The 20,410-nt window shown below is 71.7% G+C and carries 16 protein-coding genes; 7 read left to right on the forward strand and 9 right to left on the reverse strand.

What is annotated here, in order from left to right; genetic code table 11:
• The first annotated feature begins 1 nt into the window (after position 1).
• From yidC to ACFSJS_RS04755, 6 genes are all read left to right on the forward strand, one after another.
• The gene (yidC, locus tag ACFSJS_RS04730) at positions 2–1,105 is read left to right on the forward strand and encodes a membrane protein insertase YidC (RefSeq protein WP_380897580.1); all 1,104 of its coding nucleotides are present in this window, start codon (positions 2–4) and stop codon (positions 1,103–1,105) included.
• 14 nt (positions 1,106–1,119) lie between these two features.
• The gene (locus ACFSJS_RS04735; protein WP_380897059.1) at positions 1,120–1,617 is read left to right on the forward strand and encodes a Jag family protein; all 498 of its coding nucleotides are present in this window, start codon (positions 1,120–1,122) and stop codon (positions 1,615–1,617) included.
• The gene (rsmG, locus tag ACFSJS_RS04740) at positions 1,614–2,345 is read left to right on the forward strand and encodes a 16S rRNA (guanine(527)-N(7))-methyltransferase RsmG (protein WP_380897062.1); all 732 of its coding nucleotides are present in this window, start codon (positions 1,614–1,616) and stop codon (positions 2,343–2,345) included. The genes ACFSJS_RS04735 and rsmG overlap by 4 nt, the downstream gene beginning before the upstream one ends.
• Positions 2,346–2,570: 225 nt before the next feature.
• A complete protein-coding gene (locus ACFSJS_RS04745) occupies positions 2,571–3,644 on the forward strand; it encodes a ParA family protein (protein ID WP_380897064.1) in 1,074 nt (357 codons plus the stop codon).
• Positions 3,641–4,744 carry a ParB/RepB/Spo0J family partition protein gene (locus ACFSJS_RS04750; protein ID WP_380897066.1) on the forward strand — a complete coding sequence of 368 codons (1,104 nt, stop codon included), beginning with the start codon at positions 3,641–3,643 and terminating at the stop codon, positions 4,742–4,744. Before ACFSJS_RS04745 ends, ACFSJS_RS04750 begins: the two co-directional genes overlap by 4 nt.
• 45 nt (positions 4,745–4,789) lie before the next feature.
• The gene (locus ACFSJS_RS04755; RefSeq protein WP_380897068.1) at positions 4,790–5,407 is read left to right on the forward strand and encodes a GNAT family N-acetyltransferase; all 618 of its coding nucleotides are present in this window, start codon (positions 4,790–4,792) and stop codon (positions 5,405–5,407) included.
• Between the two features lie 89 nt (positions 5,408–5,496).
• On the opposite strand, the gene trxA is transcribed toward ACFSJS_RS04755, so the two are convergent.
• From trxA to ACFSJS_RS04790, 7 genes are all read right to left on the reverse strand, one after another.
• Entirely contained in the window at positions 5,497–5,826 is a 330-nt protein-coding gene (trxA, locus tag ACFSJS_RS04760) for a thioredoxin (protein WP_380897582.1), read from the reverse strand.
• A 52-nt stretch (positions 5,827–5,878) separates the two neighbouring features.
• Complete coding sequence (gene trxB / locus ACFSJS_RS04765) at positions 5,879–6,877, reverse strand: thioredoxin-disulfide reductase (RefSeq protein WP_380897070.1); 999 nt, start codon at positions 6,875–6,877, stop codon at positions 5,879–5,881.
• Between the two features lie 129 nt (positions 6,878–7,006).
• Positions 7,007–7,987 carry an anti-sigma factor gene (locus ACFSJS_RS04770; RefSeq protein WP_380897073.1) on the reverse strand — a complete coding sequence of 327 codons (981 nt, stop codon included), beginning with the start codon at positions 7,985–7,987 and terminating at the stop codon, positions 7,007–7,009.
• On the reverse strand, positions 7,984–8,715 hold the full coding sequence (sigM, locus tag ACFSJS_RS04775; protein WP_380897584.1) for an RNA polymerase sigma factor SigM: 732 nt from the start codon (positions 8,713–8,715) through the stop codon (positions 7,984–7,986). The genes ACFSJS_RS04770 and sigM overlap by 4 nt, the downstream gene beginning before the upstream one ends.
• A gap of 70 nt (positions 8,716–8,785) precedes the next feature.
• The gene (locus ACFSJS_RS04780) at positions 8,786–10,573 is read right to left on the reverse strand and encodes a protein kinase family protein (RefSeq protein ID WP_380897075.1); all 1,788 of its coding nucleotides are present in this window, start codon (positions 10,571–10,573) and stop codon (positions 8,786–8,788) included.
• 141 nt (positions 10,574–10,714) lie between these two features.
• A complete protein-coding gene (gene murJ, locus ACFSJS_RS04785; protein ID WP_380897077.1) occupies positions 10,715–13,063 on the reverse strand; it encodes a murein biosynthesis integral membrane protein MurJ in 2,349 nt (782 codons plus the stop codon).
• A 70-nt stretch (positions 13,064–13,133) separates the two neighbouring features.
• Positions 13,134–15,485: a DUF6049 family protein gene (locus ACFSJS_RS04790; protein ID WP_380897079.1), complete on the reverse strand. Its 2,352-nt coding sequence runs from the start codon at positions 15,483–15,485 to the stop codon at positions 13,134–13,136.
• 257 nt (positions 15,486–15,742) lie between these two features.
• Between ACFSJS_RS04790 and ACFSJS_RS04795 the strand changes: the two genes are divergently transcribed.
• Positions 15,743–17,227 carry a CCA tRNA nucleotidyltransferase gene (locus tag ACFSJS_RS04795; protein ID WP_380897081.1) on the forward strand — a complete coding sequence of 495 codons (1,485 nt, stop codon included), beginning with the start codon at positions 15,743–15,745 and terminating at the stop codon, positions 17,225–17,227.
• Here the strand turns inward: ACFSJS_RS04795 and ACFSJS_RS04800 are convergent.
• Both ACFSJS_RS04800 and ACFSJS_RS04805 read right to left on the reverse strand, forming a co-directional pair.
• Positions 17,199–18,578 carry an MFS transporter gene (locus tag ACFSJS_RS04800; protein WP_380897084.1) on the reverse strand — a complete coding sequence of 460 codons (1,380 nt, stop codon included), beginning with the start codon at positions 18,576–18,578 and terminating at the stop codon, positions 17,199–17,201. The genes ACFSJS_RS04795 and ACFSJS_RS04800 overlap by 29 nt on opposite strands.
• A 189-nt stretch (positions 18,579–18,767) precedes the next feature.
• On the reverse strand, positions 18,768–20,300 hold the full coding sequence (locus ACFSJS_RS04805) for a glycosyltransferase family 87 protein (protein ID WP_380897086.1): 1,533 nt from the start codon (positions 20,298–20,300) through the stop codon (positions 18,768–18,770).
• Positions 20,301–20,410: the final 110 nt, after the last annotated feature.

Below are 20,410 nucleotides of genomic sequence, written 5' to 3' on the forward strand. Positions count from 1 at the left end.
GATCGACACGATCCTCGGTCCTCTGTATACCGCTGTTTCCTGGATCATCGTCCAGTTCCACAAGCTGTACAGCCTCGTCTTCGACGAGGACAGCGGTTGGGCCTGGGGTCTGTCCATCGTCTCGCTGGTGATCCTGATCCGCATCGCGCTGATCCCGCTCTTCGTGAAGCAGATCAAGGCGACGCGGAACATGCAGGCGCTCCAGCCGAAGATGAAGGCGATCCAGGAGCGCTACAAGAACGACCGGCAGCGCCAGTCGGAAGAGATGATGAAGCTGTACAAGGAGACGGGGACCAACCCGCTCTCCAGCTGCCTTCCGATCCTGGCCCAGTCGCCGTTCTTCCTGGCGCTCTACCAGGTGCTGAACAAGATCGCCAACAACCAGTCGGTCGGTGTCCTCGGCAGCGACCTGGTCAAGAGCGCCCGTGAGGCGCACATCTTCGGGGCCCCGATCGCCGCCCGCTTCATGGACAGCGCCGACAAGGTCGAAGCGCTGAACGCCGGACTGACCGACGTCCGCGTCGTCACGGTCATCATGATCCTGCTGATGTCGGCGTCGCAGTTCTACACGCAGCGCCAGCTGATGACCAAGAACGTCGACCTGACGGTGAAGACGCCGTTCATGCAGCAGCAGAAGATGCTGATGTACGTCTTCCCGGTCATCTTCGCCGTCTTCGGCATCAACTTCCCCGTCGGTGTCCTCGTCTACTGGCTGACCACCAACGTGTGGACCCTCGGGCAGCAGATGTACATCATCAAGCGCAACCCGACGCCGGGCTCGCTGGCCTACAAGCAGCGCCAGGAGAAGCTGCGCGCCAAGGGCAAGCTCAAGGAGGACCCGGCCGAGGTCGAGGCCAGGAAGGCCGTCGAGGCGGCCCGCGCCGGCCGCCAGCAGCCCAAGCGCATGACCAAGGCCCAGCGTCAGGCGGCCGCCGCGCAGGCCGAGGCCAAGAAGGCCGAGGAGCAGAAGGCTGCCGAGCAGAAGCCCTCGATGACCAAGGAGGGCTCCGAAAGCTCCCAGGCGCCGCGGTCCCGGCAGCAGCCGAAGAAGAAGGCCGGGCAGCGCAAGGGCCCGCAGCGTCCCAAGCACCCCTCCAAGAAGTAAGAAGGAGTCCACCCGTGACGGACACGACCGCAGAGGGCGCCGACACCCTGACCCGCCTCGAGCAGGAGGGTGAGATCGCGGCCGACTACCTCGAGGGGCTCCTCGACATCGCGGACCTCGACGGTGACATCGACATGGACGTCGAGGCCGACCGTGCTGCCGTGTCGATCATCAGCGATGGCGAGAGCCGGGATCTGCAGAAGCTCGTCGGCCGCGACGGCGAGGTCCTGGAGGCCCTCCAGGAGCTGACACGTCTGGCGGTGCTCCGGGAGACCGGGGACCGCAGCCGGCTGATGCTGGACATCGCAGGCTACCGGGCGCGCAGGCGCGAGGAGCTGACCGCTCTGGGCAGCCGGGCGGTCAAGGAGGTCGAGCGCACCGGTGAGCCGGTGAAGCTGAAGCCCATGACGCCCTTCGAGCGCAAGGTCGTGCACGATGCGGTGGCCGCGGCCGGACTGCGCAGCGAGTCCGAGGGCGAGGAGCCGCAGCGCTGCGTGGTCGTGATGCCGTGACGGAGCCCACGCCGTCGGACCTTCCTCCCGCGCCCGAGGTGGCGCGGGAGGTCTTCGGTGACCGCTTTGCCGACGCGGTCCGCTATGCGGAGCTGCTGGCGGAGGTGGGGGTCAGGCGCGGGCTGATCGGACCGCGCGAGGTGCCGCGGCTCTGGGAGCGCCACCTGCTGAACTGTGCGGTGCTCTCGGAGGTGGTGCCCGAGGGCGTCACGGTCTGCGACGTCGGCTCGGGGGCCGGACTGCCGGGCATTCCCCTCGCGCTGGTGCGGCCGGACCTCAGGATCACCCTGCTGGAGCCGCTGCTGCGGCGGACGAACTTCCTCCAGGAGGCCGTGGAGCTGCTGGGCCTGGACCATGTCACCGTGGTGCGGGGCCGGGCCGAGGAGGTTCTCGGTTCGCTTCCGCCGGTGCATGTGGTGACGGCCCGGGCGGTGGCTCCGCTGGACCGGCTCGCGGGATGGGGTGTCCCCCTGCTGCGGCCCTACGGGGAGATGCTGGCGCTCAAGGGAGACACCGCGGAGGAGGAGCTGAAGGCGGCACGGGCCGCGCTCCAGAAGCTCGGGGTGGTGGAGTCCTCGGTGCTCCGGGTCGGCAAGGACGTGGTGGAGCAGCCGGCCACCGTGGTGCGGGCCGAGGTCGGGGAGAGCCCGGGCGGGGTGCGGTTCGCCGCCAAGCGCGCCAAGGCCGCCCGCAGTGGCCGCTCCCGCGGTGCACGCCGCCGCCGGTGACGGACCCGATTACTCCGTAGAGCCCACCGTAGGGGCTCCCCTCGGAGTGTCTCCGCCCCCGCGGGGCGGCCCGGATGCATCGTGCTTCACGTGAAACGTCGCTTTCTGCTTCATGGATTCATCCGCCGAGGGCGCGCGGCGGACACTCCGGACCCATCAGAGCCCCGCTCCCCGGTGGATTCCTCCACAGGTGAGCGGGGCTCGCTGGTTCCCGACCCCGAGGACATGGCAGGCTCTTCCCATAGTGAGCCTGATGTCGAGGAGAGTGAACCGTTGCGGTCCGACGGCCATATCGCGGGACCGATGACCGATCCGGTCCCGGGTCCCCGTTCCGAAACGGCGGATGTTTCACGTGAAACGCTGAGTGAGACACCGCCTCCGATGGACGTTTCCCCGGGGTACGACGGGGATGCCTCCGCCACGGTCGGGCGCGCCGCCCAGCAGGCGGTCGAGGCGATGAACCGGGCCGGTGAGACGCTCCCCAGGCCCGAGGAGACCCGGATCATGGTGGTGGCCAACCAGAAGGGCGGGGTCGGCAAGACCACGACCACGGTCAATCTCGCCGCCTCGCTGGCCCTGCACGGCGCCCGGGTTCTGGTGATCGACCTCGACCCGCAGGGCAACGCCTCCACGGCACTGGGGATAGACCACCATGCCGAGGTGCCGTCGATCTACAACGTTCTGGTCGACAGCAAGCCCCTGTCCGACGTCGTCCAGCCGGTACGTGAGGTGGAGGGGCTTTTCTGTGCTCCCGCCACGATCGATCTCGCCGGTGCGGAGATCGAGCTGGTGTCGCTGGTGGCCCGGGAGAGCCGGCTGCAGAAGGCGATCGCGGCCTACGAGCAGCCACTGGACTACATCTTCATCGACTGCCCGCCCTCGCTCGGCCTGCTGACCGTCAACGCTCTGGTCGCCGGGGCCGAGGTGGTCATCCCGATCCAGTGCGAGTACTACGCGCTGGAGGGGCTGGGACAGCTGCTGCGGAACGTCGAGCTGGTGAAGGGCCACCTCAACCCCAAGCTCCACGTCTCGACGATTCTGCTCACGATGTACGACGGTCGGACCCGGCTGGCCTCCCAGGTGGCGGAGGAGGTGCGCGGACACTTCGGCAAGGAGGTCCTCCGGACCAACATCCCGCGGTCGGTCCGCATCTCCGAAGCGCCCAGCTACGGGCAGACGGTTCTGACCTACGATCCGGGCTCCAGCGGATCGCTCTCCTATCTGGAGGCGGCCCGGGAGATCGCGCTGCGAGGCGCCCGTACTCAGCAGGAACAGCACATGGTGGAGGGGACTCAGTGACAGAACGACGGAGAGGGCTGGGTCGAGGGCTCGGCGCGCTGATCCCCGCGGCACCCACGGGAGCGGATGACGCCGTCACCCCGGTGGTGGGGGAGAACGGTGCGCTCTCCCCCACCGCGGTTCCGGTGCTCACGCCCGGACGCGGGGTGGCTGCGGCCAAGGTGGCCGCTCTGGCCGGGGACAGGACCGGCGGCGGCGTTTCACGTGAAACCGAAGGCGCGGAGAGCGCGGTGGGTGACGGAACCGCCGGTGCCCACTTCGCCGAGGTGCCGATCGACGCCATCACGCCGAACCCCCGGCAGCCGCGGGAGGTGTTCGACGAGGATGCTCTGGCGGAGCTGGTCACTTCCATCCGGGAGGTCGGCCTCCTCCAGCCCGTGGTCGTGCGGCAACTGGGCTCGGAGCGCTATGAACTCATCATGGGAGAGCGGCGCTGGCGGGCCTGCCGGGAGGCCGGCCTGGAGCGGATCCCGGCGATCATCCGGGCCACGGAGGACGAGAAGCTCCTGCTGGACGCCCTGCTGGAGAACCTGCACCGGGCGCAGCTGAACCCGCTGGAAGAGGCGGCGGCCTACGACCAGTTGCTGAAGGACTTCAACTGCACCCACGACCAGCTGGCCGATCGCATCGGACGCTCCAGGCCGCAGGTGTCCAACACGCTGCGGTTGCTGCGGTTGTCGCCGTCGGTCCAGCGGCGGGTGGCCGCCGGGGTGCTCTCGGCGGGGCATGCCCGTGCCCTGTTGTCGGTGGAGGACTCCGAGGAGCAGGACAAGCTCGCCCACCGCATCGTGGCCGAGGGGCTCTCGGTGCGGGCGGTCGAGGAGATCGTGACCCTGATGGGGTCGACGCCCAAGAGCAGGGCGAGGAAGGGCCCGCGGGCCGGCAAGCGGGTCTCCCCCGCCCTGGACCATCTGGCGACCCGCCTCTCGGACCGCTTCGAGACCCGAGTGAAGGTGGACTTGGGGCAGAAGAAGGGGAAGATCGTCGTGGAGTTCGCCTCCATGGAGGATCTGGAGCGGATCCTGGGCCAGCTCGCTCCCGGTGAGAACCAGCTGCTGGAGCAGCAGCTCTCCCGGGGGGATGACGACAGCGGCGAGTGAGCCGGAGAGCAACGGAAATCGACGCCCCATGGATACGATGTGTCCATGGGGCGTCAGCTCGTTCCTCTGACTCTGGACAATCTGCCAGACCTCCCGAAGCGCTGCCGCAGGTGCGTCTTCTGGGAGCTGGACCCCGTCAGCGGCGAGGCCGCGGTGAAGGCGGGGCGACCGGAGCTGGAGAAGGAGGCCTGGATATCGGCGGTGCTGCTGGAGTGGGGCTCCTGCGGGCGGGTCGTCTACGTCGATGACCTCCCGGTGGGCTACGTGCTGTACGCGCCGCCCGCCTATGTGCCGCGGTCGACCGCCTTCCCCACCAGCCCCGTGTCGCAGGACGCCGTGCAACTGATGACGGCATGGCTGATGCCCGGATACCAGGGGCAGGGGCTGGGTCGGGTGATGGTGCAGACGGTGGCCAAGGACGTCCTGCGCCGAGGCTTCAAGGCGATCGAGGCGTTCGGGGACGCACGCTGGACGGAACCGGCCTGTCTGCTTCCCGCGGATCATCTCTTGGCCGTGGGATTCAAGACGGTGCGGCCGCATCCCGCCTATCCGCGGTTGCGGCTGGAGCTGCGCACCACCCTCTCCTGGAAGCAGGACGTCGAGCAGGCCATCGACCGGCTGCTGGGAGCCGTCCAGAAGGAACCTGCGCTCCGGCCGCTGTGAGTTCCGGGGGGGCCTCCGCGCGGTCCTGGACCCCGCCCAGCGAAACGGGCCCGCCCCTTCAGGGGCGGGCCCGTTTCACGTGAAACGCGTCAGCCGAGGAACTCGGCCAGGTCACGCTCGATGGCGGCCTTGGGCTTGGCGCCCACGATGGTCTTGACGACCTCGCCACCCTGGTAGACGTTCATGGTCGGGATGGACATGATCCCGTACTTGGCGGCGGTGGCCGGGTTCTCGTCGATGTTGAGCTTGACGACGGTGATCTTGTCCGCCTGCTCTTCCGAGATCGCCTCCAGGGACGGGGCGATCTGACGGCACGGGCCGCACCATGCCGCCCAGAAGTCGACCAGGACGGGCTTGTCGCTCTTGAGGACGACGGCCTCGAAGTCGGCGTCGGTGGCGGTCACAGTGGCCATGGGAATCTCCTTGATTCTCGGTGTGGGGTGGGGATGGGGGTGCCGGGGGAAACAGGTCTCACACGGCGGCGGGCTCGGCCTCGCCCGTCTTCTCCGGCTCGGCGACGTGCTTCTCGGGGGCGTCGACCAGGGAGGCCAGGTAGCGCTCGGCGTCCAGGGCGGCGGAGCAGCCGGTACCGGCGGCGGTGATGGCCTGGCGGTAGGTGTGGTCCACCACGTCGCCGGCCGCGAAGACGCCGGGGATGTTGGTCCGGGTGCTGGGCGAGGCCACCTTCAGATAGCCCTCCTCGTCCAGCGCCAGCACCCCCTTGAACAGCTCGGTGCGCGGGTCGTGGCCGATGGCCACGAACAGGCCGGTCGCCGGCAGCTCGGAGGTGGCACCGGTGACGGTGTCGCGCAGGGTCAGACCCGACAGCTTGCCACCGGACTCGTGGATCTCGGCGACCTCGCTGTTCCACGCGAACTCGATCTTCTCGTCGGCGAAGGCCCTCTCCTGCATGGCCTTGGAGGCCCGCAGGGTGTCACGGCGGTGGATGATGGTCACCTTCTCGGCGAACCGGGAGAGGAAGGTCGCCTCCTCCATGGCGGTGTCGCCGCCGCCGACCACGGCGATGTGGTGGTTGCGGAAGAAGAAGCCGTCGCAGGTGGCGCAGTAGGACACGCCACGGCCCGACAGCTCGTCCTCCTTCGGCAGGCCGAGCTTGCGGTGCTGGGAGCCGGTGGCCACGATGACCGCCCTCGCCCGGTGCACGGTGCCGGCGGAGTCGGTCACCGACTTGATCTCGCTCTCGAGGTCCACGGCGGTCACATCGTCGGCGATCAGTTCGGCCCCGAAGCGCTCGGCCTGGGCACGCATGTTGTCCATCAGGTCCGGGCCCATGATGCCGTCGCGGAAGCCGGGGAAGTTCTCCACCTCGGTGGTGTTCATCAGCGCGCCACCGGCGGTCACCGAGCCCTCGAAGACCAGCGGCTTCAGCGAAGCGCGGGCCGTGTAGAGCGCTGCGGTATAGCCCGCCGGCCCGGAGCCGATGATGATCACGTTGCGAACGTCGCTCACGGGAGTCTTCCTTGTCTGCCGATGGATCTGCCGGTGGATGCCGTGGGATGAGCCTCCGCGGAGGCTCATCCCACCCAACGAATCCTAAGAGGCGGACATTCCCGTTGGTGGTACCGCGCGGGGACCGTCTCAGCGTTCGTAGGAACCGGAGCCGATGACCGAGCCCGGGGCCGAGGGAGCCTTCTCCACGCAGCCGGCGTCGACCGCGTAGGCATCCACCAGGCTGCTGTCGCTCCGGTGTGGCAGAACCACGATGTACGCCTGCCGACCGCGGTAGGACTCCAGGCCGAACGCCAGCGGTGCCTCCTCGCGGCCGATGCCCTTGCGGACACACCCCGGCACGGCGAGGCCGCCGGCGCCCTGGGTCCCCGGGCTCGCCTTGGTGCTGAACTCGGAGGCCCCGGACTCCGCCGGCCCCCGGCCCGGAGCCTCTTCTCGCTCGGGTTCCCCGGTCTCCCGCCCGGCGAGCAGGGACCGCACCCGTTCCTCCAGCGCGATGTCGGACCGGTCCTCCACGGAGCGCTTGGCGGCGCTCTGGGATCCGTCGTTCCCCTCCGGGCCGGGCAGGAGGAGCATGCCCAGGGCGAGGGCCGCCGCGGTTCCCGCGGCACCGATCAGGACACCGCGCAGCCGTCCGGCGCGCTTCCGCGGCGAGCGTCCCGGGCCCGTGGCTTCCCCGTCGCGGCCGGTAGGACGGTCGGAACGGCCGGGGCGGTTGTGGCGCGGCGTTTCACGTGAAACAGCGGTCCGGCCGCCGACTGCGGTGTCGCTGCGGTGCGCGCCGCCACCGGGGCCGGCCGTTCCGGCGGGAGTGTCGGGGAGGGGGCCGCGGTCGGGGGCCGACGCGTCCAGGAGGGCTTCGGCGGCCAGGGCGGCATCGATGCGGCCCGCGATGTCGGAGGGCATCCGCACCGGACCGGGAAGGGTCCCCAGGGTGCTGCGGATCTCCTCCAGAGACGTCCGTACCTCCGCACACAGCCGGCAGCCGGACAGATGGGCCCGTACGTCGGCCGAGCGCTCCGGAGGGAGCAGCCCTTCGGTGAGGTCGGAGATCTCGGCGACCTCCGGATGCTCGTCCATGCCGTGCGGCGTGGTGGACGCGGACGTCATGCGTGTTCACCTCCGCCCTTCACGGCCCCGGTGTCCGGCTTCTCTCTTGCCGATGGGACGGACGTCCCGTGCGTCCGGTTCCTTCCCCCGGACTCCGGCAGGTTATCCCCCGCCGGTCTCTCCGGCCGCAGGTGCCGCACCAGAGGCAGGAGCCGGGCCCGGCCGCGGGCACAGCGGCTCTTGACGGTCCCGACGGCGACATCGAGGATCCGGGCGGCCTCGGCGACCGGGTAGCCCTGCATGTCGACGAGGACGAGAGCGGCCCGCTGCTCGGGCGGCAGCTCGGAGAGAGCGGCGAGGAGCTGCCGCTGGAGATCCTGGCGCTCAGCCGGTACGGCGGCGGATTCGTGCGGCTCCAGCAGTTGCTCCAGGCGCTCGGGCTCGGCCACGGGCGAGGTGCGGCGGCTGGCGGCCTTGCGGGCTCGGTCCAGGCAGGCGTTCACGGTGATCCGGTGCAGCCAGGTGGTGACGGCCGACCGGCCGCGGAAGGTGTGGGCGGCCCGGTAGGCGGAGACGAAGGCGTCCTGAACGGCGTCGGCGGCCTCCTCGCGGTCTCCCAGGACACGCAGGGCGACCGCCCACATCCGGTCGCGGTGGCGGCGCACGATCTCGCCGAACGAACTCGGATCGCCGGCGACGTGGCGGGCGAGGAGTTCCCGGTCGTCGAGCCCGCGGACGTCCTCGGAGCTTCCCGAATCCTCCGCGCCGCCGTCGGAACCGTCCTTCACCTCGTCGCCCACCGGCCGTTTCCCTCCCTTGAACCGTTGTCCCCGCGGTGGCCGAGCGGGCCGGTGCCGGTCAGCTGCGGACCTCGACCTCCGCGATGCGGCCACGGTAGCCGCCTCCGTCGCTCATGGGGAGTTCGGTGAGCCACACCAGGACGTACTGCGTCGTGATGGGCTTCTTGGCCCGGAGTTCGACCTTCTCCCCGGAGCCGCTGCTGACCTTGCTGAACTCGTCGAGGGAGTCGGGCATGGAGGTGGTGTCCTCGGCGGTCGCGAGGAAGTCCACCGAGGTCCTGCCCACGAAGCTGACCTCGACGCTGCTGACCTGCTGGGGCCTGCCGAGGTCGAGGATCAGCCCGACCCCGTCCTTGAGGTTGCCGAACTTGGGGTTCCCCAGGTACGAGAGCGTCGGCCAGGAGGTGTTCGCGTCGCCGTCGACGGCGGCGCCGACGTCTTCGCCGTTCTCCGAACCGTCGCTGCTGAACGGGTCGAAGTCCTTGACGGCGGAGATCTCCACGGGCTTGCCGGTGGGGGCGGCCTCCGGCTGCTTCTGCTGGTCGACCCGTTCCTGGCCGTCGGAGGGCGACGTGCCGGAGTCCCCGTTCATCAGCGCGTCGGCCAGCTGCCAGCTGCCCAGCCCCAGCGCAGCGATGAGCAGCGCGGAGACGCCCCACTTGAGGAGCCTTCCGGCGCGGCCGGGCAGGGCCGGGGGTGCGGGGGGCGGTGCGGCGGCGGCTGGGGCGGGGACCGCGGGACCGGTGGCGACGCGGCCCGCGGGGGAACCGTAGGAACCCTGCCGGTAGGCGGTGGGCGGGAAGGGCGGCGCGACGAAGTCGGGCTCCGGCGGGCGGATGCGCGGCAGGGCGGAGATCGCCTTGGTCAGCTCCTCGGGGGTGGTGCAGGGCTGTTCCTGGCGGGAGGCGGTGGCGCCGTCGTTGACCAGGGCGCGCATGGCCAGCTCGGAGAGGCCCCGGTGCACCCCGGCACGTACCTGGTCCGGCGGGATCAGGGCGTCACCGGAGAGCTCGGCCATGCCGCTGAGCCCGTAGGCGTCCTCGCGGTACGGCCAGCGCTGGGTGAGGGAGGCGTAGAGCAGGGCACCGATCGCCTCGGTGTCGGTGCGCTGGGGATGGTCGGAGGCGATGCCGCGCAGGGCGGCGTTCACGGCGAGGCCGCGGATGCGGTACTGGCCGGCGCCGGTGCGCAGCACACAGCTCGGGGTCAGGCGCAGGTGGGACAGTCCCTCGCGGTGGGCGGCGGCCATCGCCTGGGCGACCTGGGTGACGAGTTGGTACGCCTCGTGGGTCGGCAGCGGGCCGGAGGCAAGGAGGGTGGTGAGGGAGGTGGCGTCGGGGAGCCATTCGTGGACGACGTAGACGATGTCGTTCTCCTCGACCGCGTCCAGGACCTGCACGAAGCGCGGGTCGCCGAGGAGGGCCGCGGAGCGGGCCGCCGCGAGGACGGGCCGGGCGCGTGGGTGGTCGGCTGCGAGGAGGTGGACTCCGACGGCACGGCGCAGCTTCTCGTCGACGGCACGCCAGCTGCTGAAGCCGTCGAGGCGGGTGACGCACTCCTCCAGCCGGTAGCGGCGGGCGAGCTTGTGGCCGCTGTGCAGTTCGGGGGGCTGGGGAGGCTGGGAGGCCGTGCTCACCGGCTTGGCGGGACGTGGCGGCGGGGCGCCGGTATCCGCTGGGGTGCCCGTGGTGCGGGTGCTGTCCGCAGTGGCATTGTCATCGCTGTCGTGCTCCGTCGCGCCGTCGGTCGTGGTCCGTTCCGCTTCGGTGGCCGAGGGCTTCTCCTCGCCGCTCACCCCACCGCTCACGTCGGCCACGTCGACGGCAGCCGTGCTCCGTTCCGCCACCGTCGGTCCTGCCTCCCCAGTCGTTGCAGCCTGTTTCCCAACACAGCCAGAGACAATTGTGCCCACAGCCCACCGGTATGCACGACACACGGGTGGGGGCCATGGTTGTGCCGCGGCCGTCGGCGGCCGCCGAGGCGGGTGTCAGCGGCCGAGCTTGGCCCGGACCATCCCCATCATGGCGGTCAGCTCCTCGATCCGCATGCGCCGGGCGGCCAGCACGAAGATCACGGCCAGCACCAGCCCGCCCGCGAGCAGCGCGACCGCGCCGCCGGTGAAGCCGGAGCCCAGAGTGCTCAGGACGGCGTAGGCGACGCCTCCGCCGGCGAGCGCGGCCGGGAGTCCTGCACCGCAGAGCCTGATGTAGGTGCGCAGCACCCGGGAGCCGTCCAGGTCGCCGCCGAGCCTCCGGCTCAGCCGCTTCCAGGCCACCCCGACGCCGACGGCGTAGGCGACGCCGTACGCGGCACCCATGCCGACGACCGCCCAGCGGCTGGGCAGCACCAGGAAGCACAGGGTGGAGCCGGCTGCGTTGCAGGCGGCGACGATGACGGTGTTGTAGAAGGGGGTGCGGGTGTCCTCGTAGGCGTAGAAGCCGCGCAGGACGACGTACTGCACGGAGTAGGGGATCAGGCCGAGGCCGAAGGCCATCAGGGTGTAGCCCATCGAGGTGGCCGCGTCGACGCCCGCGGAGGAGTACATCAGCAGGCACATCGGCACGCCGAGGGCGAGGAAGGCGAAGGCGACGGGCACGATGGCGACGGCCGAGGTCCGCAGCCCGTGCGAGATGTCGTCGCGGACGGCACCCGGGTCGCCGTCGTGGGCGGCGCGGGAGATCCTCGGCAGCAGGGCGGCCATCACCGAGACGGTGATGATGGCCTGCGGCATCTGCCAGATCAGCTGGGCGTTGCTGTAGGCCAGGATGCCGGTGCCGGGGTGGCCCTCGGCGTCGGCGGCCTTGCCGGCCCAGGTGACGAGCTGCGTGACCACCAGCACGCCCGCCTGGTTGGCCAGGACGAACAGGAACGTCCACTTGGCGAGGCGGGCGGCCTTGCCCAGCCCGTGGCCGCGCCAGTCGAAGCGCAGCCGGATGCGGAATCCGGCGGCGCGCAGGTAGGGGATCATCGCCAGCGACTGGACGACCAGGCCCAGCAGGGTGCCGGCGCCGAGCAGCCGGACGCCCTCCGGCGGAATCGTCCCCACGCTCATCCCGGAGGTGCGGGCCGTGCCGTAGACCCAGATGAACAGGCCGAAGGTGGTGATGATGACGATGTTGTTCAGGACGGGGGTCCACATCATCGCGCCGAAGCGGCCGCGGGCGTTCAGGATCTGGCCCATGACGACGTGGACGCCCATGAAGAAGATGGTGGGCAGGCAGTAGCGGGCGAAGGTGACCGCCACGTTGTTGGCCTCGGGGTCGCCGGCGATCTGCACCGACAGCATCCGCACCAGCAGCGGGGCCCCGAGCACCGTGAGCGCCACCAGGCCGCCGAGGAGGACCACGACCAGGGTGAGCAGGCGGTTGGCGTACGCCTCGCCGCCGTCGGGGTCGTCCTTCATGGCGCGGACGAGCTGCGGCACGAAGACGGAGTTCAGGCCGCCGCCGACGGAGAGGATGTAGATCATCGTCGGCAGCGTGTAGGCCACGGTGTAGGCGTCGCCGAGCACCGCGGCGCCGAGCGCGGCGGTGATCACCAGCGTGCGCAGGAACCCCGTGAGCCGGGAGACCATCGTGCCGGCGGCCATGATGGCGCTGGACTTCAGGATGCCGCCGCCGCGGCGGGCGGGCTGGGCGGCCGCCGCGGGCGGCGGTGCCGCGCCGTCCTCCGGGCCGGACACGGCCTCCGGTCCGGGCGCGCCGGGCGGCACCGGTGGGGCGGGGGCCGCGGGGTGCTGCGCCGCAGGGCCCTGGGGCGGCTGGAGGCGGCCTGCCGGGCCGTGGGGGCCCGGGGGGTGGACGGGCTCCCCGGGGTGGCCGTACGGCCCTGGAGCGCCCGCCTGGGGCTGCCGCGGCGGTGTACGGTCCCCGTGCTGCCCGTAGGGTCCGTGGCCCTGGGGCGCGGGCTCCCTGTGCGGCTGGTGGGGCTGGTGGGGCTGCTGCGGCGCGGGAGCCTGCTGGTCGCGGTAGAGGTGGGCGAAGGCGTCCTCGCGCGCTCGTCCGCCCTGCCCGCCGGGGCCCCCGGCCAGCAGGTCGTCCACGCCGGTGAAACGCACGGTCGCCGGGTCGTCCCCGTACGGCAGCCGGCGGGAGGGGCCCTCCGGCTCCGGTGCGGGTGTGGGGGCCCACAGGCGCGGGTCGGGGGCGTGGCGGGACGGCGGCGGCTGCCGGTACAGGTCACGGGCGTCGGAGTGCGGGGTGCCGCGGCCGTACGGGTCCTGCCCGTACTCCTGCTCCCGGCCGTACGGGTCGTCCCCGTACGGCTCCCGGCCGTCCCCGGCGGCCGGCTCGCCGCCGGGCCTGCCGCCGCGGTCACGGTCGTACGGCGCGTTCATCCCTGCAACCCCACCTCATCGTCCGCGGCCGCTGTGCCGGCCCCGACAGCTTGCTCGACGGTCCAGCTTCTCACCCGTGCCGGAGAGGGCGCCTGTTCCGGGCCGCACCGGGACCTGTGTCCCCGGTCCGGTCACCCGCCTGCCCACCGGCCGGCGTCCCGTCGGGCCCCTCGCCGGCCGCCCTCTCCGCGGTGTCCTCCCCGGAACCGTCCCGGGCATCATCCCCGACGCCGCCGGCCGGGGACAGCAGCGGGGCGTCCGGATCGGGGAGGGGCTCCGTCCTGCGCTTGCGCTGGGTGTACATCCGCACGCCGGCCAGGACGACCAGCAGCACGCCGCCGGAGATGACCAGCATCACGGCGGAGGTGATCTCGGTGACCTCCACCTGGAACCTCATCGGCTCGCCCCAGCGCTCGCCGTCCTCGGTGTAGAGCTGGGCCCGCACCCAGGTGCGCCCGTTGGCCTTGGCGGTGGTGGGGACCTTCACGGACTGGCTGTGGCCGCCCGCCACCCTCACCGGCTGCGCCTCGTCCACCTCCAGACCGATCCGGCGCCCGGAGGTCAGCCGCAGCTCCAGGTTCTCCACGTCCTGGAGGAGCTTGTTCTGCACGGTCACCGGGATGGTGGCGCTGCGGCCGGAGAGCTTCATCTCCGACTTCTGGACCAGCCGCACGCCCCCGGTCAGCTCCTCCAGGTCCTTCCGCACCGACGCCCGGTACTCCGCGGCCTCGTCCCGCTCGCCGCGCCAGGACGTGGACATCGCGCGGTGGAGGGCGACGCTGAAGGGGGTCTCCACCCGGACGGGCTGGGAGAGGATGCTCTTGAAGTCGTCCAGGGACTCGCGGACGGTGTGGATCTCCTCGAACGCCTCGGTGCGCAGCTCCTGCTCGCGCAGGTCGGCGGGGTAGGAGCCCCGGCCGGGGACCCTGCGGTTGGCCTGCGGGTCGGGCTTGGCCCTCGCGGCCTCCGTCAGGCCCACGAACTCCGCCCAGCGGCCGTCGAGCTGGAGGGCGTCGAGGGCCTCGGCCATCGCCTGGGCCTGGCTGGCGGTGGGCATCCGCTGCGGGGCGACGACGATGCTGCGCTGCTTGTCGGGCTGCTGCGCGGAGATGGCCTGGGTCTGGGTGAGGAACCGCTGGACGGCCTCCACCGACGTGCCGGCACGTGTCATGTCACCACGGAAGAGGCCGGACAGCCGGGCGTCCGCAACGATCGCCGTGGTGCCGCCGCCGATCGGCCGGGCCGCGGTGGGGGTGTGGTTCAGCCGGCCGTTCTCGCGGAGGCTGTCGCTGCGGGTGATGACGTTGCGGGCACCGGCGGAGGTGGCGACGGAGACGACCGAGGGATCGATGGCGCCCTCCACCGGCCAGGCGAAGTCGGTGCTGGGCTCGACGTGCAGCTCGGTCCTCACCGTCGTCCTGCCCAGCTCCGTCGCCGGGCCGAGGTGGCCGAGGGCGCCGGGGACGTTCCTGCCGCGGTGGGCGAGGGAGGCGAGATCGGGGTCGCCGAAGGGGAGGGCGACCACCTCGTCGTCCTCCACCGCCTGCTGGAGGTCGAACAGCCACCTGCGGGCGTCGGCCTGGGCCCTGCCCTCGACCGTGGTGCCGTCCTCGGTGCGCACCTCGTACCGCTCGGCCATCGCCGCGACGGAGGCCAGCAGGTCCGGGTCGACCACCCAGGTGACCGGCAGGTCCTTGCCGAGGGAGACCATCTGCTGGAGGCGCCCGCCGGGGGCGATCTCCCGGGCGAGCCCGTCGTTCTCGAAGACGGGCGTCTGCTGCTGGTCGTCGGGTTTGGTGTAGGCGCCGATGTGGGCGGAGGAGATCAGCGGCCACAGGAAGGTCAGCTGGATCGGCTCGTCGGGGGCGGCGGGCTGCCAGGGGAGGAAGGTCCGCTCGATGCCCAGCACGCGCTCGTACGCGCCTCCGCGGGCCTTACCCGACAGCGACACGCCGAGCTGGTACACCCCGGGCTCGTCCAGGGACAGCTTCTCCACCGGCACCCTCAGGGTGAAGGAGCGGCTGCCGCCCGCCGGGACGTCGCCGATCCTGGCGACGGCGTCCTTGCCGCCGACCTCCGCGCCGTCGGCGCCGGGGACGAAGCCGGTGCGGGACGCGGCCTCCTCCATGGCGCTGCGCGTGGTCAGCCGGGGACCGGCCAGAAGGGCGACGCGGGCGTCCTTGACGGTGGAGCCGGTCCGGTTGGCGACCCGGCCGGAGACGGTGACCGTGTCGTCCTTCTCCGGAACCGAGGGGGTGAGCTCGTCGACGGAGATCACGGCCGTGCGGGGGCCGTCGGCCGCGGGGGCGGCCGGCGCGGAGAAGGGGGTGCCGCCACCGCGGGCGGCGGCGGTGGCCTCCGGGAGGGGATGGAGGGGACCGGAGAGCAGCAGCGCGCCGGCCAGCACGGCCAGCAGGCGCACCGCCCGTACCGTGCGGCGGCGCCGGGCAGGAGCGGTAGGGGTCGTCCCTGGGGTCTCTGCCGCCTCGGCCACGTGCTCGTCCATCCTGTTCGCCGGTCGTCCGGTGCCGGTGTGTGCCGCCGGTGTGCCTGGCGCACGCACGCACCCAGATGCTAACGATTCCCGCACCCCGTGAGTGCCACGGAGCCGTACGGCGCGCGGTCCGGGGACGCGGCGGGGACGAACGGCCGGGGAAGGGCCACGTACCCTGTTCTGCTGTGCCGAACGCCAACACTGACAGCCACGCCCAGCAGCCGGCCCGCGGGCTCTCCCGGGAGGCTCCCCCAGCGGTGCTCGGGGAGGCCCAGCGCAGAGCCGTGAGCGAACTGCTGCGGGTGTCCCCCGTCGCCGACGACCTCGCACGCCGCTTCAAGGATGCCGGATTCACCCTGGCCCTGGTCGGCGGCTCCGTCCGCGACGCGCTGCTGGGGCGGCTCGGCAACGACCTGGACTTCACCACCGACGCCCGCCCCCAGGACATCCTGGCGCTGGTGCGGCCCTGGGCGGACGCGGTCTGGGAGGTGGGCATCGCGTTCGGCACGGTGGGATGCCGCAAGGACGACTACCAGATCGAGGTGACGACGTACCGCTCCGAGGCGTACGACCGGACCTCGCGCAAACCGGAGGTCTCCTACGGCGACTCCATCGAGGAGGACCTCGTCCGCCGTGACTTCACCGTCAACGCGATGGCGGTCGAGCTCCCGGAGAAGAACTTCGTCGACCCGCACCGCGGGCTGGAGGACCTGGCCCGCCGGGTGCTGCGCACGCCCGGCACCCCCGAGGAGTCCTTCTCCGACGACCCGCTGCGGATGATGCGCGCCGCCCGCTTCGCCGCCCAGCTCGGCTTCGAGGTGGCGGACGACGTCGTCGCCGCGATGAAGGCCATGGCGGGGCGGATCGAGATCGTCTCGGCGGAGCGCATCCGCGACGAGCTGAACAAGCTGATCCTGGCCGACCGGCCCCGCCGGGGCCTGGAACTGCTGGTGGAGACCGGCCTGGCGGACCGGGTGCTGCCCGAGCTGCCCGCCCTGCGCTTGGAGCGTGACGAGCACCACCGGCACAAGGACGTCTACCAGCACACCCTCACCGTGCTGGAGCAGGCCATCGACCTGGAGGACGGCGGCCCGGACCTCACCCTGCGGCTGGCGGCACTGCTGCACGACATCGGCAAGCCGAGGACGCGCCGGTTCGAGAAGGACGGGCGGGTCTCCTTCCACCACCACGAGGTGGTCGGCGCGAAGATGACCAAGTCCCGGATGACGAAGCTGAAGTACCCCGGTGAGATGGTCAAGGACGTCTCGCGCCTGGTCGAGCTGCACCTGCGCTTCCACGGGTACGGCACCGGTGAGTGGACGGACTCGGCAGTGCGCCGGTACGTCCGGGACGCCGGCCCGTTGCTGGAGAGGCTGCACAAGCTGACGCGCTCGGACTGCACCACGCGCAACAAGCGCAAGGCCAACGCCCTGGCGCGCGCGTACGACGGTCTGGAGGAGCGCATCGCGCGGCTGAAGGAGCAGGAGGAGCTGGACTCCATCCGCCCCGACCTCAACGGCAACGAGATCATGGAAATCCTCGGGCTGCGGCCCGGTCCCGAGGTCGGCGAGGCGTACCGGCACCTGCTGGAACTGAGGCTGGAGAACGGCCCGATGGGGCGGGAGGCGGCGACCGAGGCCCTCAGGCAGTGGTGGGCCGACCGGAGCTGATCGCACCGTCTTGTCCGGCATGGTGGCCGTCACCGTGTTTCACGTGAAACATGGCGACGGCCACCACTGCGTACAGGACTGTCACCGTTGTCACCAGGGCGGCCGAGCGGCCGTCCGGCGGGAGCATCAGGGCCGCCACACCCGCGGCGCCCACGAAGGCGATGTTGAAGAGCATGTCGTAGAGGGAGAAGACCCTTCCCCGGTAGTCGTCGTCCACGGCGGACTGGACGATGGTGTCCGTGGCGATCTTCGATCCCTGGGTGGCCGCGCCCACCACGAAGGCCGCGCACAGCACCGGGACGGGGGAGAAGGGGAGGACCAGCGGGGGTACCAGCAGCGCGGCGCCGGTCGAGCAGACCGCGATCCAGCCGAACCCTCCGGTGTGCCGCGCAGCCCAGGGGGTCAGCACCGCCGCCGCGAAGAACCCCGCGCCGGAGACGGCCACGGCCAGCCCCAGCAACGTCATGCCGCCGAGTGCGGCGCCGGCGCCCGCCTTGCCCCCGGAGGTGCCACCGGTGCCTCCGGTTCCGCCGTCCCCCACGCCCCAGGCGTGGCGGCACAGCATCAGCACCATCACCGTCAGCGCGCCGTAGCAGAAGCGCAGCACTCCCATCGAGGCGAGCGACCGGGCGGCCCTGCGCCGCTGCCCCAGATGCCGCAGCCCGGCCGCCAGGCCGTGGACGACCTCGGTGACGGCTGTGGCCAGACGGGGAGGCGGTGCGGCGGAGTCGGGTCCCAGCAGGGCGGGGCCGATCCTGAGCGACGCCAGTGCGCCCAGAAGGTAGAGGCAGGCTCCCAGGAAGACGACCGCCGCGTCCGACCCCGCGCCGTCCGGCGCGGGGATGCGCACCAGGAAGGCGAGGCCGCCTCCGGCGGTGGCGGCCAGGGTGCCCGCGGTGGGCGACAGGGAGTTGGCGATCACCAGCCGTTCGCCGTCCACCACGTGCGGCAGGGAGGCTGAGAGCCCGGCCAGGACGAAGCGGTTGACGGCTGTGACCGTGAGCGCGGCGAGGTAGAACAGCCACAGCGGCACCGACGCCAGCACCAGGACGGCCGTCACAACGGCGAGGACGGCTCGCAGCAGATTGCCGTAGAGGAGTACCTGCCGCCGTCGCCAGCGGTCCAGCAGCACACCCGCGAAGGGGCCCAGCAGCGAGTACGGCAGCAGCAGGACCGCCATCGCGGAGGCGATGGCGGCAGGAGAGGTCTGCTGCTCGGGCGAGAAGACCACGTAGGCGGCGAGCGCGACCTGGAAGACCCCGTCGGCCGACTGGGAGAGCAGCCGGACCGCCAGGAGCCGGCGGAAGCCGGAGAAGCGCAGAAGCACGCGCAGATCACGCACAACAGCCATGCGCCCAGCCTCACACACTCGCCGGCACCGGACGCGCGGATCCCCGGGCACGGCACCGGGCGGCCTGATGTTTCACGTGAAACGTGCCCTCTCCGGACCGCCTCCGCGGCTCCACCGCTCCGCGGCCCCCGGCTTCCCGAGCCGGCGCGCCCCGGGCCTTCGGCCCCGGCTCCCCGGGGACCGTGACCCTCAGGAGACCTCGGCGCCCGGGGCGCGGGGCTCCGGGGGTGTTCCCTCCGCACCGCTCTCCGGGTCCTCCTCCGAGGCGGCCACGCGGGCGTACCGGCGGGGCGGGAAGGCGACGGCGTCGGGGGCGCCGTCCAGGACACCACCGGACGGGTCGTCGGAGCCGTCCTGCCGCACGACGTCGCGCTCCGGCACGAGGATGTCGCGCACCACCACGGCGCACAGGTACAGGGTGCCCAGCAGGTGGACCGCGATGGCGAGCTGGTAGCCCTCGGCGGGCAGACCGTGGCGGTCGTCGCCGCTGCCGGTGTAGGCGAGGTAGTACCAGATGCCGAGGTAGTACATCACCTCGCACGCCTGCCAGACGAGGAAGTCCCGCCAGCGCGGCCGGGCCAGGACGGCCAGTGGGATGAGCCACAGCACGTACTGCGGCGAATAGACCTTGTTGGTCACCACGAACAGGGCCACGACCAGGAAGGCGAGCTGGGCGAAGCGGGGACGCCGCGGCGCCCGCAGCGTCAGGAGGCAGATCGCCGCGCAGCCCAGGGCCACCAGCACCATGGCGTAGGTGTTGGCGTTCTCCAGGGGATCGCCGGTGCGCTGCGAGAGGATCAGCCAGAAGGAGCCGAAGTCGACGCCCCGCTCCTGGCTGAAGGAGTAGAACTTCCACCACCCCTCCGTCGCCAGCGCCATCACCGGCAGGTTCACCGCCAGCCAGGAGAGCACGGCCCCGCCGAGAGCGGCCCCGAACGCCTTCCAGCGGCCCGCGCGGAGGCAGAGCACCAGCAGCGGCCCCAGCAGCAGGAACGGGTAGAACTTGGCGGCGGTCGCCAGGCCGAGCAGTACTCCGGAGGCGAGTGGACGCTCCCGCGACCACATCAGCATCGCCGCCGCGGTCAGCGCCACGGCCAGCAGGTCCCAGTTGATGGTCGCGGTCAGTGCGAGGGCGGGGGCCAGGGCGACCAGCAGCGCGTCCCAGGGACGCCGCCGGTGGGTGCGGGCGACGCACACCACCAGGACGGCGGCGCAGATCATCAGCATCCCGGCGTTGACCGTCCAGTAGATCTGCTGCCGGTGCATCATCTCGCCGCCGTCGGGGGTGAGCCAGGAGGCGACCTCCATGAACACCCCCGTCAGCACGGGGTACTCCAGGTACTCCATCCCTCCGGAGATCTCCTGCGGGATGCGGTCGAAGTACGGCGTGAGGTCCTGGGCGAAACCGCGCCCGGTGTACAGGTGGGGGATGTCGGAGTAGCAGGCGTGCACGTACTGGCTCGTCGCGCCGCGGAACCAGCTGCTCTCGTAGCAGGGCAGCTTCTGCACCATGCCGAGCGCGAACATGCCCACCGCCACCAGCACCACGATCCGCACCGGTGACCACCAGTGCCGTCCGGTCAGCGCGCGCCGGCCCAGCGGCCCGCCGAACAGCTCGCTGCCGCGGGCCGCGACCTCGTCCTGCTCGGTGGGCCGTACCGGTTCCTGCGGGTCCGGGGTCCGCAGAGCCGGTGTCCGTGAGTCCAGGCGCGCGCTCGTCATGGGCCACATACTGCCGCACCGGTCCGCCGCGCGGCGTGCCCGGAGCCTACGGCGGAGGGGGCGGCACCGGATGGCTCTCCGGTGCCGCCCCCTCGGGCGACGGGTCAGGC

The organism is Streptomyces desertarenae (assembly GCF_042681365.1).
Taxonomy (GTDB): Bacteria; Actinomycetota; Actinomycetes; order Streptomycetales; family Streptomycetaceae; genus Streptomyces; species Streptomyces desertarenae.